The sequence below is a fragment of the Rhizobium sp. GN54 genome (assembly GCF_021026345.1).
Taxonomy (GTDB): domain Bacteria; phylum Pseudomonadota; class Alphaproteobacteria; order Rhizobiales; family Rhizobiaceae; genus Mycoplana.
Genome location: NZ_JAJNCZ010000016.1, coordinates 22,094 through 36,314 on the forward strand (window position 1 = coordinate 22,094; position 14,221 = coordinate 36,314).

The following is a 14,221-nucleotide window of genomic DNA, read 5'->3' on the forward strand; positions in this document are numbered from 1 at the left end:
TGTTCGTTCGGTTTTCTGGAAACGCTAGCTGGACTGCACCGCAGAAAGCGCTTCTTCCTTTGCCCGGCGCCGCTTGGAGATGAGCTGCAGCAGGATGGAACCAAGCATCAGTGCAAAGATCACCAGCGCCCAGGGTCGATCCAGGCCGTAGCCGATGAAGTCGCCGCCGCTGATCTGGTTCGTCCTGAGCAGATTGCCTTCCAGCAGGCTGCCGAGCAGCAACCCGACCACGGCCGCCGCCACCGGATAGCCGTAGCGCACCATCGCCCAGCCGAGCACCGAGAAGACCCAGAGCGTGATCGGCCCGGCGGAACTACCCTCGATGGCATAGGCGCCGTAAGTCGAGACGACGAGGACGCTCGGGATCAGGAAGCGCAGCGGGACCCGGACGACATAACCCGCCACATAGACGAAGCCGAGGCCTACGACGAAGAGCAGGATAGCCTGCGCGAAGTTGGAGAAGATGACTGCATAGACGATGTCCTTGTTGTGGGCGATGAAGCTTGGCCCGCCGACGATATTGTGCATCGCGAAGGCCGCAAGCAGGATCGCCGTCGCACCACCGCCGGGAATGCCAAGCGCCAGCATCGTTGCCATCGCGCCGCCCTCGGAGGAGGAATTCGCCGCCTCGGCCGCGATAACGCCCTTCGGATTGCCCTGCCCGAAGGTGTCGCCATCGGCGGCGTTGCGCTTCGTCTCCGAATAGGACAGCAGGTTGGAAATCGACGAGCCGACGCCTGGTATGGCCCCGATGATCACGCCGATCAGCGATCCGCGGAAGATGATTGTCGGGTGGCTGAAGGTCTGCCGCACCCCGCCAAGAATTTTGGCGAAACTGATCTTGCGCGACCCTTCGTCATCGATCAGGTAGGTCGTATTGATGAGCCCGATCAACTGGCTGGCCGCCAGCAGCCCCATCATCGCGGGGATCTGGGGCACGCCATCGAGAAGCCAAGGAATGCCGATCGTGCCCCGAACGAAACCGGCGGTGTTCATGCCGACCGTTCCGAGCAAGACACCGAAGGTGCCGGCGAGAAGGCCGCGGCTCATATGCGTGCCGGCAAGAGAGCCGAGCAGCAACATGCCCCAGACGGCCACGGCAAACATTTCGAGCGGCCCGAGTTTCAGGACGACGCCCGAAATCGGCACGATCAGTATGAAGAGAATGACATAGCTTGCAAGGCAGCCGACGACCGAGGAGGCAAGCGCAATGCCCAGTGCCTCGTTGTGCAGCCCCTTGCGGGCCATCGGATAGCCGTCAAAGGTGGTGGCGACGGCCGAGGACGTGCCGGGAATGCCCATCAGCACGGCCGGGACCGATCCACCGAAGCCGGCGCCGGTATAGATTGCGGTCAGGAAGACGATGGCCGGCAGGAACTCCATGTAGAGCGTCGCCGGCAGGGCGAACGCCATGGCCATGGTGATCGATATGCCCGGCATTGCACCAAAAATCAGCCCGATCGCCAACCCCGGAAGCAGATAGAGCCAGGCGTTGATGTCGGACGACAACAGTGCGAAGGCTCCGAAAACAGAATTCAGTTCGATCACGATGCCTCGCTCAAAGAAATGTCAGAGGGAAAGGGAAAGGCGTGATGGTTCCATATCCGTATATGAGGAACACGGTGAAGATCGCACTGAACAGCAGATTGACCCACCATCGCTTTTCGCCGCAGACCGCTAGCCCAACCACCATGAAGATGAAGGTCGCAATATCGAAACCGACCACTTCCAGCGAGAAGGCAAGACCTGCGAGGGCGGCGATCAGGATGAAGACGCGAATGAGGTCGGCCCGCGTCTCGCTGTTGATTTCGGCCTCTTCGGTCGAATCGGCCCGCGGAAAGATGCCCGGCAGCACAAGGGCGGCAAGCACAAGCGCGAGGATCGCGGCCGGCTGTACCAGCAGCAGATTGTTCGTGCGCAGCGACACGCCACGCGCGTCCAGGAGATAGGCGGTGACGACACAGACGATGACGGTCAGCAGGATGAGGTGACCCCATACTATTTTGCGACCTGATTTGGTGCTCATGGATACGATCTCCGTGGTTCGGGAGTGTCCGCGTTGGCGGACACTCCCGAAACGTTGCCAGCCGACTAGTTACCCTTCAGCAGATCGATATACTGCTCCATCACTTTCGCGGTGCGGGCGAGCATCTTGTTCGACTCCTCAGGACCGTACCAGTCGGTGGCGAGTTGCTGGTTCTTCAGCGCCTCGATCGCCGCCGGATTCTGCGAGGCGGCGGCGATGGCGTTCACAAGCGTCTTGAATATTTCGGGGTTCGACGTCTGCATCGAGCCGTGCAGGCCCCAGCCCCGCTGAGAACCGACCACGAAATCGGCATCGGAGCCGAGAACGTCGGTCACGATCGCGCCGTCCCAATTGTCGCGCTTGCGGGTGTCGAAGGTCATCAGCGGACGGACCTGCTCCTTGAGTGGCAGGAAGCCTTCGCCGCCAACGAAGCCGACGTCGACGACACCGCCGGCAACCGCGTTGCGGGCCGGGCCGCCGCCGTCATAGGTGACGACGCGTACGGCATTGGCGTCGATCTGGTTCGCTGCGCACAAGATGTTGAAATTCACGAGGTCGGCCGATGCCGGCTGGAGACCGACCGAAAGGCTGCCAGGATCGGCCTTGAGGCGGGCAATGGCGTCGTCGACCGACTTGACGTCGGAACCGGCGTTGGTCGCCATCAGCGTGTAATCTTGCGACGGTAGGTTGACCATATAGAAGTCTTCCAGCTTGAAGGAAGCATCCTGCGTCAGAATATTGAGCGGCAGATAGGGCGCAGCAGACGTGCAGAGGATGGTGTAGCCGTCGTCCGGCTGCTGCAGGAAGAAGGTGTGTCCGAGCAGCGCGCCCGCGCCACCGCGGTTGACGATCGTCAGCGGCTGACCGAGCTTTTCTTGCAGGAACGGTGCGAAGGCCCGTGCCAGGCGGTCGTTGTAGCCGCCGGTGTCGAAAGGCACCACGATGTTGATCGGCCGGTCCGGATAGGCGCCCTGCGCGCGCAGGATCGATGGCATGCCGAGCGCGGCGATGGCGGCGCCACCTCCGGCGATCTTCAGTATGTTACGGCGTGAAAGTTGCGTTTTCATGCGTTCTCCTCCCGAGCTTTTCGTTGCTCTCTCCCGTTTCGGCCCGGACCATGTCCTTCTCCTCGAGCCGAGCGAAAAGCTAAGAGTGAATTGGTAAACTGTCAACAATAATGCAAATCTGCGCAAGAAAAGCTGAAGAGTCCGGCGGGATGGCCGGCATTTGGCATCACATATTACGGATTAGCTGACAGTCCGGACGGCTTCTCATGCCAACGAGTTCCATTTCTTCTGGTCTCTTCAAAATCTGTTGACAATCTACAACGAGTAACGTTTTGTGCTGGCGAGATGGCAGCGCGTCACGCGGCGCGGCGCCATGAGCACAAGAAACAAAGCCACATGTCGGGAGGAAATAGATCTATGACCGCTGCCGCCAAAGTTCCAAGCGAAGCCACGGGCCTGACCCGCGAAGTGGCGGAATTCGTTCACGGCATACGGCAGGGCGACCTCCCGGCGGTCGTCGTGGAAAACGGCAAGAAGTCGATCCTTGACGGCCTCGGCCTCGCCCTGTCCGGCTCCGTCGCGAAATCAGGCGAATATGTCCGCCATCACCTCGACGATATCGGTGCGGTCAACGGTACGGCTACCGTCATCGGCACGGATCGCAAGGTCCCGCCGCGTTTCGCGGCCTTTGCGAACGGTGTCGGCATCCACGCGGACGATTATGACGACACGCAGCTCGCGGTCGCCAAGGACCGGGTCTACGGCCTTCTGACGCATCCGACCGCGCCGGCCCTGCCCTCGGCGCTCGCCATGGGCGAGACGCTGGGCGCCAGCGGCGCGGATGTCATGCTGGCCTACCACATCGGCGTCGAGGTCGAATGCAAGATCGCCGAGGCGATCAATCCGCGCCACTACCAGACCGGTTTCCACGCGACTGCCACCTGCGGCACCTATGCGTCGGCCGCCGCCGCCGGCCGCCTGATGGGGCTGAACGTCGAGCAGTTGCTGCGCGCCCTTTCCATCGCCGGCAGCCAGTCTGCCGGTCTGCGCGAAAACTTTGGCACGATGACAAAGCCCTTCCATGCCGGCCGCTCCTCGGAGAGCGGCGTGGCCGCCGCGCAGTTCGCCTCCTATGGCTGGACGGCCGCGCCGACGATCCTCGAAGCCCCCCGCGGCTTCTTCTCGGCCGCCGGCGGCGGCTATGACGAAAACGCGATCAGCGGCAAGCTCGGCAATCCCTGGACCTTCGACAGCCCCGGCATCTCCATCAAGCCGCATCCGTCGGGCTCGCTCACCCATCCGGGAATGACCGAGATGCTTCGCCTCATCAAGGAAAACGGCATCAAGGCGTCCGACGTCGAGCACGTGCGCATCGGCACGAACCACAACATGCCGAACGCGCTGATCCATCATCGTCCGCAGAATGAGTTGCAGGCGAAATTCTCCATGCAGTTTTGCATGGCGATCCTTCTCCTGGAAGGCCGCGCCGGGCTCAACGAATTCACCGACGAGGTGGTGCTACGCGACGACGTCAAGGCGATGATCGCCAAGGTGGACTTCGTCGTCGACGAGCGCGCCGAGGCCGCCGGCTATCACCTGATGACCACCTATATCGACATCAAGCTGAAAGACGGCCGGACGATCTCCGGCATGGCGGATTTCGGCAAGGGCAGCCCGGCCAACCCGATGAGCTACGACGAGGTCGCGACGAAGTTCCTCGAATGCGCCGAATTCGCGCGGTGGGACATGGGCAGGGCCCGCGAGGTGGTCGGCATGGTGGCCGAGTTCGAGAAGCTTGCGGACATCCGCAAGCTGATGGCGCTGGTCAGCAACTGAGGCCGCACCCGGATTCCCGTGATGGATGACAAGCCTCGATCAGCAACGCTCGGGCAAACGGGCACGCAACCGGACGCGGCGGTGCGCCATCGCCAGCCGCGCTGGTGGCTGACGCTTGCGCTCACCTATGCCATCGCGGCGGTGGCGGGCTTTGCGGCGAAGGCTGTCAACATGCCGCTGCCCTTCATGCTCGGCCCGTTCTTCGTCATGGCGGCGCTCTCGATCTTCGGCTTCCGGTCCGCGCTGGTTCCAATGGGCCGCGAGCTCGGCCAGGTCGCGATCGGGGTTGCAGTCGGCATGCGTTTCACGCCGGCGGTGCTCGCCGCCATGACCAGCCTCTTGCCGGCCATGATGCTCGGTACGATCTATGTCGTCATATTCACGATGGCCGCAGCATTTCTCTTCAAACCGCTAGCGAAGGTGGACGACGTCACCGCCTTCTTCGCGACCGCCGCCGGCGGCGTCGCCGACATGGCGACGGTCGCGAAGGACTATGGCGGAGCGGCCGGATCGGTCGCAGTGGTGCATGCCATGCGCGTTTCCGGCGTGGTGGCGCTCGTGCCTTTCCTCGTCGTTCTCTTCGGAGAGCCGGGCAATGCGCCGGACGCGGCGGCCGTTGGGTCACACTGGCTGCTGGTGATCGTCTCGCTGGCGCTCGGCTACCTGATGGCGCGGCTTCTCAAGCCAACACCGTTGCCCAATCCCTGGCTCGTCGGGCCGATCTTCATGGGCATCATCATTGGCGTGCTCGGGCTCTACTCCGTAAAGATTCCGCCTCTGCTGATCAGCATTGCGCAGATCATGCTCGGCACCTGGCTCGGCTGCCAGTTTAAGCGCGACCTTTTGGCGGCGCTGCCACGCGTGACCTTCGCGGCCCTCGTCATATCGCTCTTCATGATCGGCTGTGCGGCGGCGGGCGCCGTCGTGCTGACGTTCGCGACCGGTCTTCCCTATCCGACGAGCTTCCTGTCGTTGGCGCCGGCCGCCGTCACGGAAATGGTTGTGACGGCCCAGGTCATGCATCTCGAGGCGGAGGTAGTTACGGCCTTCCATGTGATGCGCATCGCCGTCGTCTCGTCGACGGTGCTCATCGTCTTCAAATTCTATCTTCGATTGAGGGGAGGCTCCATTGGACCTGGGGTATAGGGGGCGACGCGCGCTGATCGTCGGCGGTAGCTACGGTATCGGCAAGGCCTCAGCCGCCATCATGGGCGCGGAGGGCGCCGACGTACTGATCGCCTCACGCAGTGCAGACAATCTCAACGAGGCGGCTGACGACATCGCGGCATCAGGCGCCGCCCGGCCGGCGACGCTCGTCTGCGACGTCACGGAACCGGGCGCCGGAGAGACGCTGGCTGCTGCGGCGATGGAGCGTTGGGGTGCGCTGGACCTGCTTTTAACCGCCGTCGGCGGCAGCATCCGCTCCTCCTTTGAGGACCTGACGGACGAGGACTGGCTCGCCAACTACACCTTCAACATCCTGTCGACCGTGCGCGCCATCCGCGCCCTGCTGCCGGCGCTGGAAAAGGGCGAGAACCCGGCGATCGTGACGCTCGGCGCCGCGGCCTCGAAGATGCCCTACCAGCACCAGATCGTCTCCAACGTTCATAAGGCCGGCCTTCTCGGCCTGACCAAGACGCTCGCCGCCGAACTTGCCGACCGAAAGATCCGCGTCAATTGCGTGGCGCCTGGCCGCACGCTGACGCCACTCTGGACCAAGCGCGCCGACAAGATGGCCGGCGAACAGGGCCGGACGCGCGACGACATCCTCGGCGATTTCTCGAAGGACATTCCGCTCGGCCGCTTCGCAAGCCCCGACGAGGTGGCGAGTATGGTGGTGTGGCTCGCAAGCCCCCGCGCCAGCTACGTCACCGGCCAGACAGTCAACGTGGACGGCGGCATAGCCCGCGGTCTTCTGTAAGTTACAAGGAGAATGAAATGAGTCAGCACCAGGCAACCGCCCCCGGCATTCCCAAGGTGACGGAAATCCTCGCCGACTGGGTCGTCACCATCAAGGGCAGCGACATCGCGCCCGACGTTCGCCGAGAGGGGCTGCGGACCTTCGTCAACTGGGTCGGCTGCGCGGTCGGCGGTGCAAGCCACGAGACGGTCGACCGAGCACTGGCCGCCGTGGCGCCCTTCTCGGGCAAGCCAACCTCCACCGTTCTGGGCCGCAGCGAGAAGCTCGACGCGCTGCATGCGGCGCTCGTCAATGGCATCACCTCGCATGTGCTGGACTATGACGACACCCACCTGAAGACGATCATCCATCCGGCAGGCCCGGTTGCCTCGGCACTGCTGGCGCTGGCGGAAGTGCGCCCCGTTTCCGGCTACGACCTTCTGACGGCGCTGATCGTCGGCGTCGAGGTCGAGTGCCGTATCGGCAACTCCGTCTATCCGCATCACTACGACCGGGGCTGGCACATCACCGGGACGGCCGGCGTCTTCGGGGCGGCGGCTGCCGTCGGCAAGGCGATCGGCCTCGATGCGCAGCAGATGCGCTGGGCCTTCGGCCTGGCCGCCACCCAGTCCTCGGGTCTCAGAGAAATGTTCGGCACGATGACCAAGAGCTTCCACCCCGGCCGCGCCGCGCAGAACGGCATGTTCGCAGCCTTGCTCGCCGAAGCGAACTTCGACAGCACGGAACGCGCCATCGAGGCGCCGCGCGGCTTCGCCAACGTCATGTCCGACAAGCAGGACTATTCCGAAATCCTCGACGACCTCGGCACGCGCTGGGAAGCGGCGCTGAACAGCTACAAACCGTTTGCTTGCGGCATCGTCATCCATCCAACCATCGACGGCTGCATCCAGCTTCGCGACGAACTCGGCGACGAGAAAGTGCGCCGCATCCGCTCGGTCGAACTGACCGCCCACCCGCTGGTGCTGGAACTGACCGGCAAGACCACACCGAAGACCGGGCTCGAGGGCAAGTTCTCGGTCTACCATGCGGCCGCGGCTGCCCTTCTCAAGGGCGACGGCGCACCGACCGCCTTCACCGACGAGATCGTCAACGATCCCGAGATCATCGCGCTTCGTGACCGCACCAAAGCCACCGCCGACCGGAACTGCCACGAGGCCTCCGTCGACATCCTCGTCACCTTCGACGACGGCTCGACGGTCTCCAAGCGTGTCGAGCGCGCGATCGGTTCCAAGGACGTGCCGCTCACCGACGCGCAGATCGACCACAAGTTCACGGTCCAGTCGGCGCTCGTGGTCGGCGACGCGGTGACGAAACAGCTCCTCGATACGTCGTGGAAGCTCGAAGAACTCAAGGACGCCGCCGACGTCGCGCGCGCCAGCGTTCCCGGATCCACCTCCAAGACGGCAGCAGCGGAATGAACCAGATGATGAAGAAGACCTCGCTCAGAATCGGTATCCTTGAAGGCGACGACATCGGCCACGAGGTCGTGCCGGCCTCCGTCCGGATCGCCAAGGCCGCGGCGGCCGCAACCGGCATGGCCATCGAATGGGTCGAGGTGCCGATCGGCCGGCGCGCGCTCGACACGCATGGCCACACCATGCCCGAAGGCACGCTGGAGACGCTCGGAACGCTCGACGGCTTCATCCTCGGCCCGATCGGACATCGCGAATATCCGAAGGTGCCGGAGGCGATCAATCCGCATCCGATCCTGCGCAAGCGCTTCGACCTTTTCGCCAATGTGCGCCCGACGCGATCCTTCCCGGGCATCGGCTGCCTGCACGACGACATCGACATGGTGATCGTGCGCGAGAACAACGAGGGCTTCCAGCCGGACCGCAACGTCGTCATGGGCTCCGGCGAGTTCCGCCCGACGCATGACGTGACGATCTCGGTCCGAGTCATCACCGTCGAGGGCTCCTCCAAGGTGGCGCGCGCCGCCTTCGAGATCGCCCGGTCGCGGCGCAAGAAGTTGACATTGGTGCACAAGAACACCGTCTACAAGCTCGGCTGCGGCATGTTCGTCGACAGTTGCTACGAGGTCGCCAAGGACTTCCCCGACGTCGAGGTGAACGAGGTGATCGTCGACACGATGGCGATGCGGCTTGTGCGTGACCCGCAGAGCTTCGACACGGTCGTCACCACCAACATGTTCGGCGACATCCTGACCGACGAGGCGGCTGGCCTTGTCGGCGGCCTCGGCATGGCGCCGGGGCTCTGCATCGGCCGCGGCTCGATCGCGATGGCGCAGGCGACGCACGGCTCCGCCCCCGACATCGCCGGCAAAGGCATCGCCAATCCATTCGCGATGATCGAATCGACGCGCATGCTCTTCGACTGGATGGGACACCACCACAAGATCGATGCGGCGCTCGAGATGTCGCGCATCATGAAGGCCGGCATCGATGCGGCGCTCGCCGACCCTGCGACGCGCACACCCGATATCCGCGGCACCGGCACGCAGGCGGATATGGTCGCCGGCATCCTCCACGGCATGGAGGCAGCCCATGCGAAGGCATAGGATCGCCGCGATCGGCGGCGACGGCGTCGGCCCGGAAGTGATCGAGGCTGGGCTTTCGGTCCTCTCGGATCTCGCCGGGCGCGAAGGCTTCACGCTCGACGTCACCCGCTTCGACTGGGGCTCGGATTATTACCGCCGCACCGGACGCATGATGCCGGCGGACGGGGTAGAGCAGTTGAAGGGATTCGACGCCATCTATTTCGGCGCCGTCGGCGATCCCGATATTCCCGACCACATCACGCTCTGGGATCTCCGGCTCGCCATCTGCCAGGGTCTCGACCAGTATGCCAACGTGCGCCCGACCAAGCTGATCGGGGGCATGCGCGGGCCGCTGCGGCCGGAACTCGGCGAAGCGATCGACTGGGTGATCGTGCGCGAGAACTCGGAAGGCGAATATGCCGGCATCGGCGGGCGGACCCATGCAGGGCTGCCGATCGAGCTTGCCATGGACGTCGCGGTCTTCACGCGTGCCGGCGTCGAGCGCATCTGCCGCTTTGCCTGCGAGACCGCCATGGCGCGGCCCCGCAAGCGGCTGACCGTCGTCACCAAATCCAACGCCCAGCGTCACGGCATGGTGCTCTGGGACGAGGCCTGCCGCGACGTGCTCAAGGGCTTTCCGGAGCTCGATGTCGACTGGAAGTTGGTCGATGCCATGGCCGCCCTGATGGTGACCAGGCCCGGCAATTTCGACACGATCCTCGCCAGCAACCTGCATGCCGACATTCTCTCCGACCTCGCCTCGGCACTGACCGGAAGCCTCGGCAACGGCGCGACCGGCAATGTCGATCCGTCCGGAACGCACCCGTCGATGTACGAGCCGATCCACGGCTCCGCCTTCGACATCATGGGCAAGGGCATCGCCAACCCGATCGGCGCCTTCTGGACCGGCGCGATGATGCTGGAACGGCTCGGCGAGGCGACAGCGGCAGAAAAACTGATGAACGCCATTGAGACGGTCAGCCGGTCGGGACCGCACACGCCCGACCTCGGCGGACAGGCCGATACGCGTGCGGTCACCGCCGCCATCCTGGATGCGACAAGACGAGGCCGCCAATAGCAGTTGCAGCTTACATTCCCATTGTTTATTGCCTACAATAGCAATCGAATTCAATGGAACGCGCCATGTATCATCAGGAACCGAAGGTGCAGCAGAACGATCTCACCGTGTTGAGAACGTCGTCGCTGACCGGTGTCATCGAGCGCGAGCTTGAGCACCTCATCCTGACCGGCGAACTGAAACCCGGCGAGCGCCTTAACGAGATCCAGCTCTCAACCCATTTCGGCACCAGCCGCGGACCGCTGCGCGAGGCGACGCGCAGCCTGCAGGCCAAGGGCCTCGTCGAGAGCATCCGCAACCGCGGCGTCTTCGTGCGCTCGGTTTCGCCGAAGGAGGCACTGGAAATCTACGACGTGCGTGCAGCGATCTTCGGCCTTGCCGGACGGCTGCTCGCCGATCTCGTCAACGACCAGATGTTAACCCGGCTCAATGCCTTCCTCGACCAGATGGACGAGATCGCCGCCAGCAAGAACTTCGATGACTACTACCCCGTCAACCTCGCTTTTCATGACTATCTCGTCACCTCGACCGGCAACGGGACGCTCGTCAGGGAATACAAGGGCTTCGTCAACAAGCTGCATCTGGCTCGCGCACGCGGCCTCGTCCAGGCGGGCGGGCTCTCGGTCTCCAACCGCGAGCACCGCGAGATGGTCGACGCACTTGCCTCCGGCAACCGCGAACGCGCCCAGGAAGCCTTCTTCCGCCACGTCGAGCGCTCGAAGATCCGTTTTCGCTCGACACTCGATGGCGAAACGGACGTCTGACGCCTGAGCGTGAGCCTTGGTGCAGGGATCGTTAAGCGTGGTGGAGCTGGGCCAGCCCGATAACTGGTCTCTGCTACGATGCCTTTCAAGCACAACGCGTCTTGCCGCCATCGTGTCGGCAAGATGAAGTTCAAGGTGACGAACTGGCGGGATACGAGACAGGCCTTCGTCGGCGTGGCAGCCTTACACTTTGGATGACGCCCGTGGCACTGTTGTCCTGGCCGGTGCCGAAGCGCACTACACGCGGTGGCCAGCCGTGCTATTCCGATCTGGCGATCGAGAGCGCCGAACAAGCGGCCAGGTGATCGCATCCCGGAGAAAGGGCCCGCCCACGTCCTGATCGATAGCACAGGGCTGCAGGATGCCGGCGACGCTTCACAGGTGGAGCCGCTACTCGACCAGATCGACATGCCGATCGGGCAGTTCACGGCCGATGGAGCCTATGGCGGTGAGCCAACCTACGACGCCGTCGTCACGCACAGCGCCGATGCTGCGGTGGTCATCCCGCCGCGCGCCAATGCGTTGGAACGCCAGCACGACGATCCCACCATTCAACGAAACCAACATATCGCCACGATCATCGCCGATGGCCGGATGAAGCGGCAGGCCGCGACCGGCTACGGCAAACACTCTCTGGTCGAGACCGCCATCGGTCGTTACAAATCGATCCTCGGCCGCCGGCTGCGGGCACGCCATTCGCGGCACAGCAGACGGAAGTCGCCCTTGGCTGCGCCGCCCTCAGTCAAATGCTGGCCTGCGCACGCCCGAAATCCGTCCGCTGCAAGACGGCTTCCGCGTAGCTCGGGACATCAAAGGGGGGAAATCCGACCTTTCACCGATCGATGCACCAGCGCCAATTGCGCCCCCATGCTAAACAGCAATGGGGGCCACCTCGAAGCAAACGCCGATAGCGATAACCCGCAATCACGCGGCCTGTTTCTCTCCGAGTTTTCCGGCCTCGACGAGGGCCGAGACGATAACGCCGGCGACAAGTGCCCAGAAGGGTGCACTTATGCCGAGAAGCGAGATGTTCGACATGGCGACGGCAAGCGCCACGAAGGCGCCGGTCTGGTTACTGAGCGACTTGCCGAAGGCGTTCTGGAAGGCCGACAGAAGCACGCTGATCATGGCGAGGCCGGCTACCGTACCGATGAGAGCGGATGGCAGGCTGAGAACGACAGGAACGGCGGCGCCGGCGATCAGGCCGAAGGCGGCGAAGAGCACGCCGTTGACGACCGTCGCGGCATAGCGCCCCTCCTTGTTCTCGCCAGCCTGTTCGGACGAGCATATCGCCGTCATCGGGCCAGCGATATTGGCATTATGGCCGCCAAGGAAGCCTGCCACAACGCCACCGATTCCGGAAATGATCGTCATCGCGTTGACGGGCGGCCGATAGCCTTCGGCCATCAGCACGCCGGTCGCCTGCGCGTTCTCGGCACCGATCACGAGAAGGGCGAGCGGGATGGCGATCGCGAAGAAGGCATCGACGGAGAACACCGGTATCGTGAACTCCGGTGCCGCGAAGGCGATGTTGGCTACGCCGCCCCCAACCGCACCGGTCGCAAGCGCCGCGATCAGGCCGGCGACGAGGGCAGCCAGCACTGGCGGAATGGTTTTGGTCAGCCGCATCGATGCGAAGAAAGCGAGGATCGCCGCGCCTGCAATCAGCGGTGACGTGCCGAGTGCCGTGACCGTTCCGATCGCGAAACGGATCAACGCACCGGCGATCATCGCCATGACGATCGGCATCGGCAGCCAGCGCATAACCTTGCCGATGAGCCCGGTGACGCCGAGCAGCAGAACCAGCAGCCCCGCAAGGATGAAGGCGCCCACCGCTTCGTTGAACGGGATGGTCGCAAGCGAGCCGGCAACGAGGGCAGCACCGGGGATCGAATAAGCACCGTTGATCGGCTGCTTGTAATAGAGCGCGAGCAGCAGGCTGATGAGTCCGCCGAGCACGTATATCGCAAAGAGCCAGGCGACGGTCTGCCCGTTGGTCAAACGACCTGCCTCGGCCGCACCGATGACGATGAGGGCCGGGCCGGAGCAGCCGAAGATTGCGGCGACGAGCCCGGCGCTCATCGTCTTGATGCCGAGATGTTTCGGCAGATCGCGCAGACCCGACGCAAGGCCGGGTCCCCTTTCGACAAGACTTCTTTCCTGTATTTTCTGGTCGATTGTTGCCATGTTCGTTCCTCCCGAAGCGGATACGAGGCCGCTCCCTCCTCGTGGAAATGAAGCCAGGTTCCCGCCCGGCCGGTTCAGCGTCCGACGAAGGTCGGCGCGCGTTTTTCGTGGAAGGCGACCACGCCCTCGCGGAAGTCTTCCGATGTCCGAAGTCGGCTGTAGCAATGGCCTTCGAGCTCGATGGCCGTCGAAAGCAGTGCGTCGTCGGTATCGTTCAAGAGCTTTTTCGCCGTGCGCTGGGCGAGCGGCGAGAAGCCGGTCAGTTCCTCGACAAGCGCATCGACGGCCTTTTCCAGATCGGCATCCGCAACGACCTCCGAGGCGATCCCCCAGTCGTAGGCTTCCTGACCGGAGATCCGCTTCGAGCGCATGACGATGTTCTTGGTGCGGGTGACGCCGACCATCTTCTGCAGGCGGGCCGAGCCGCCGGAGCCTGGGATCTGGCCGAGCTTCTGCTCGGGCAGAGCGTAGCGCGTGGTGTCGGTCGCGATGCGAAAGTCGCAGGCAAGCGACAGTTCGAAGCCGACGCCAAAGCAATAGCCGCGGTTGGCAGCGATGACAGGCTTGGAGCAACGGGCCGGTGCGGCGATGTTCCAGGCGAGGTGCGAAACGTGTTCCGGGCTTGCCTCGAGGAAGCCCTTGATATTGCCGCCGGACGAGAAGTGCCCACCCTTGCCCGCAATAACGATGACGCGCACGCGATCGTCCTCATCGAGGGCCTCGAAGACGAGGCGCAACTGGTCGCGAGCCAGCATTGACACGACGTTGTAAGGCGGATGGTCGAGCGTGATGTCGGCGCGCTGCCGGGCCGCGTCGATTGTTACGGTGAAGCCATCAAGCTCGGCGAGGCGCGGGTCCTTGAATGCAGCGTGTTCGGCCATGGAAAGTCCTTTCGTTGGTCTGTC

The 14,221-nt window shown here is 63.8% G+C and carries 12 protein-coding genes and 1 pseudogene; 8 read left to right on the forward strand and 5 right to left on the reverse strand.

What is annotated here, in order from left to right; all coding sequences use genetic code 11:
- Positions 1 to 24: 24 nt before the first annotated feature.
- The 3 genes from LQK81_RS24995 to LQK81_RS25005 form a co-directional block, all read right to left on the reverse strand.
- Positions 25 to 1,548 (reverse strand): tripartite tricarboxylate transporter permease, encoded by a 1,524-nt coding sequence (locus tag LQK81_RS24995; RefSeq protein ID WP_230809131.1) that lies wholly within the window; start codon positions 1,546 to 1,548, stop codon positions 25 to 27.
- A gap of 10 nt (positions 1,549 to 1,558) precedes the next feature.
- Entirely contained in the window at positions 1,559 to 2,026 is a 468-nt protein-coding gene (locus LQK81_RS25000; RefSeq protein WP_230809132.1) for a tripartite tricarboxylate transporter TctB family protein, read from the reverse strand.
- Positions 2,027 to 2,091: 65 nt separating this feature from the next.
- Positions 2,092 to 3,093 (reverse strand): Bug family tripartite tricarboxylate transporter substrate binding protein, encoded by a 1,002-nt coding sequence (locus tag LQK81_RS25005; RefSeq protein WP_230809133.1) that lies wholly within the window; start codon positions 3,091 to 3,093, stop codon positions 2,092 to 2,094.
- 357 nt (positions 3,094 to 3,450) lie between these two features.
- On the opposite strand from LQK81_RS25005, the gene LQK81_RS25010 reads away from it, so the two are divergent.
- From LQK81_RS25010 to LQK81_RS25045, 8 genes and pseudogenes are all read left to right on the forward strand, one after another.
- Complete coding sequence (locus LQK81_RS25010; protein ID WP_230809134.1) at positions 3,451 to 4,869, forward strand: MmgE/PrpD family protein; 1,419 nt, start codon at positions 3,451 to 3,453, stop codon at positions 4,867 to 4,869.
- 21 nt (positions 4,870 to 4,890) lie between these two features.
- Positions 4,891 to 6,015, forward strand: coding sequence for an AbrB family transcriptional regulator (locus tag LQK81_RS25015; RefSeq protein WP_230809135.1), 1,125 nt, complete (start codon positions 4,891 to 4,893; stop codon positions 6,013 to 6,015).
- Entirely contained in the window at positions 5,999 to 6,790 is a 792-nt protein-coding gene (locus LQK81_RS25020) for an SDR family NAD(P)-dependent oxidoreductase (RefSeq protein ID WP_230809136.1), read from the forward strand. Before LQK81_RS25015 ends, LQK81_RS25020 begins: the two co-directional genes overlap by 17 nt.
- Before the next feature lie 17 nt (positions 6,791 to 6,807).
- Positions 6,808 to 8,208 carry an MmgE/PrpD family protein gene (locus tag LQK81_RS25025; RefSeq protein ID WP_230809137.1) on the forward strand — a complete coding sequence of 467 codons (1,401 nt, stop codon included), beginning with the start codon at positions 6,808 to 6,810 and terminating at the stop codon, positions 8,206 to 8,208.
- A 5-nt stretch (positions 8,209 to 8,213) separates the two neighbouring features.
- The gene (locus LQK81_RS25030) at positions 8,214 to 9,308 is read left to right on the forward strand and encodes an isocitrate/isopropylmalate dehydrogenase family protein (RefSeq protein ID WP_230809138.1); all 1,095 of its coding nucleotides are present in this window, start codon (positions 8,214 to 8,216) and stop codon (positions 9,306 to 9,308) included.
- Positions 9,295 to 10,365 (forward strand): tartrate dehydrogenase, encoded by a 1,071-nt coding sequence (locus LQK81_RS25035; protein ID WP_230809139.1) that lies wholly within the window; start codon positions 9,295 to 9,297, stop codon positions 10,363 to 10,365. The genes LQK81_RS25030 and LQK81_RS25035 overlap by 14 nt, the downstream gene beginning before the upstream one ends.
- Positions 10,366 to 10,430: 65 nt before the next feature.
- Entirely contained in the window at positions 10,431 to 11,129 is a 699-nt protein-coding gene (locus tag LQK81_RS25040) for an FCD domain-containing protein (protein ID WP_230809140.1), read from the forward strand.
- Positions 11,130 to 11,207: 78 nt separating this feature from the next.
- Positions 11,208 to 11,929, forward strand: a pseudogene (locus tag LQK81_RS25045) (transposase).
- A 124-nt stretch (positions 11,930 to 12,053) separates the two neighbouring features.
- Here LQK81_RS25045 and LQK81_RS25050 read toward each other — a convergent pair.
- Complete coding sequence (locus LQK81_RS25050) at positions 12,054 to 13,316, reverse strand: benzoate/H(+) symporter BenE family transporter (RefSeq protein WP_230809141.1); 1,263 nt, start codon at positions 13,314 to 13,316, stop codon at positions 12,054 to 12,056.
- A gap of 74 nt (positions 13,317 to 13,390) precedes the next feature.
- Positions 13,391 to 14,197, reverse strand: coding sequence for an enoyl-CoA hydratase/isomerase family protein (locus LQK81_RS25055; protein WP_230809142.1), 807 nt, complete (start codon positions 14,195 to 14,197; stop codon positions 13,391 to 13,393).
- Positions 14,198 to 14,221 lie beyond the last annotated feature (24 nt).

Bases quoted from the DNA above. Each gene is read 5' to 3' on its own strand.
- LQK81_RS25000 (WP_230809132.1), bottom strand. From the start codon at position 2,026: ATGAGCACCAAATCAGGTCGCAAAATAGTATGGGGTCACCTCATCCTG.
- LQK81_RS25005 (WP_230809133.1), bottom strand. From the start codon at position 3,093: ATGAAAACGCAACTTTCACGCCGTAACATACTGAAGATCGCCGGAGGT.
- LQK81_RS25010 (WP_230809134.1), top strand. From the start codon at position 3,451: ATGACCGCTGCCGCCAAAGTTCCAAGCGAAGCCACGGGCCTGACCCGC.
- LQK81_RS25015 (WP_230809135.1), top strand. From the start codon at position 4,891: ATGGATGACAAGCCTCGATCAGCAACGCTCGGGCAAACGGGCACGCAA.
- LQK81_RS25025 (WP_230809137.1), top strand. From the start codon at position 6,808: ATGAGTCAGCACCAGGCAACCGCCCCCGGCATTCCCAAGGTGACGGAA.
- LQK81_RS25030 (WP_230809138.1), top strand. From the start codon at position 8,214: ATGATGAAGAAGACCTCGCTCAGAATCGGTATCCTTGAAGGCGACGAC.
- LQK81_RS25035 (WP_230809139.1), top strand. From the start codon at position 9,295: ATGCGAAGGCATAGGATCGCCGCGATCGGCGGCGACGGCGTCGGCCCG.
- LQK81_RS25040 (WP_230809140.1), top strand. From the start codon at position 10,431: ATGTATCATCAGGAACCGAAGGTGCAGCAGAACGATCTCACCGTGTTG.
- LQK81_RS25050 (WP_230809141.1), bottom strand. From the start codon at position 13,316: ATGGCAACAATCGACCAGAAAATACAGGAAAGAAGTCTTGTCGAAAGG.
- LQK81_RS25055 (WP_230809142.1), bottom strand. From the start codon at position 14,197: ATGGCCGAACACGCTGCATTCAAGGACCCGCGCCTCGCCGAGCTTGAT.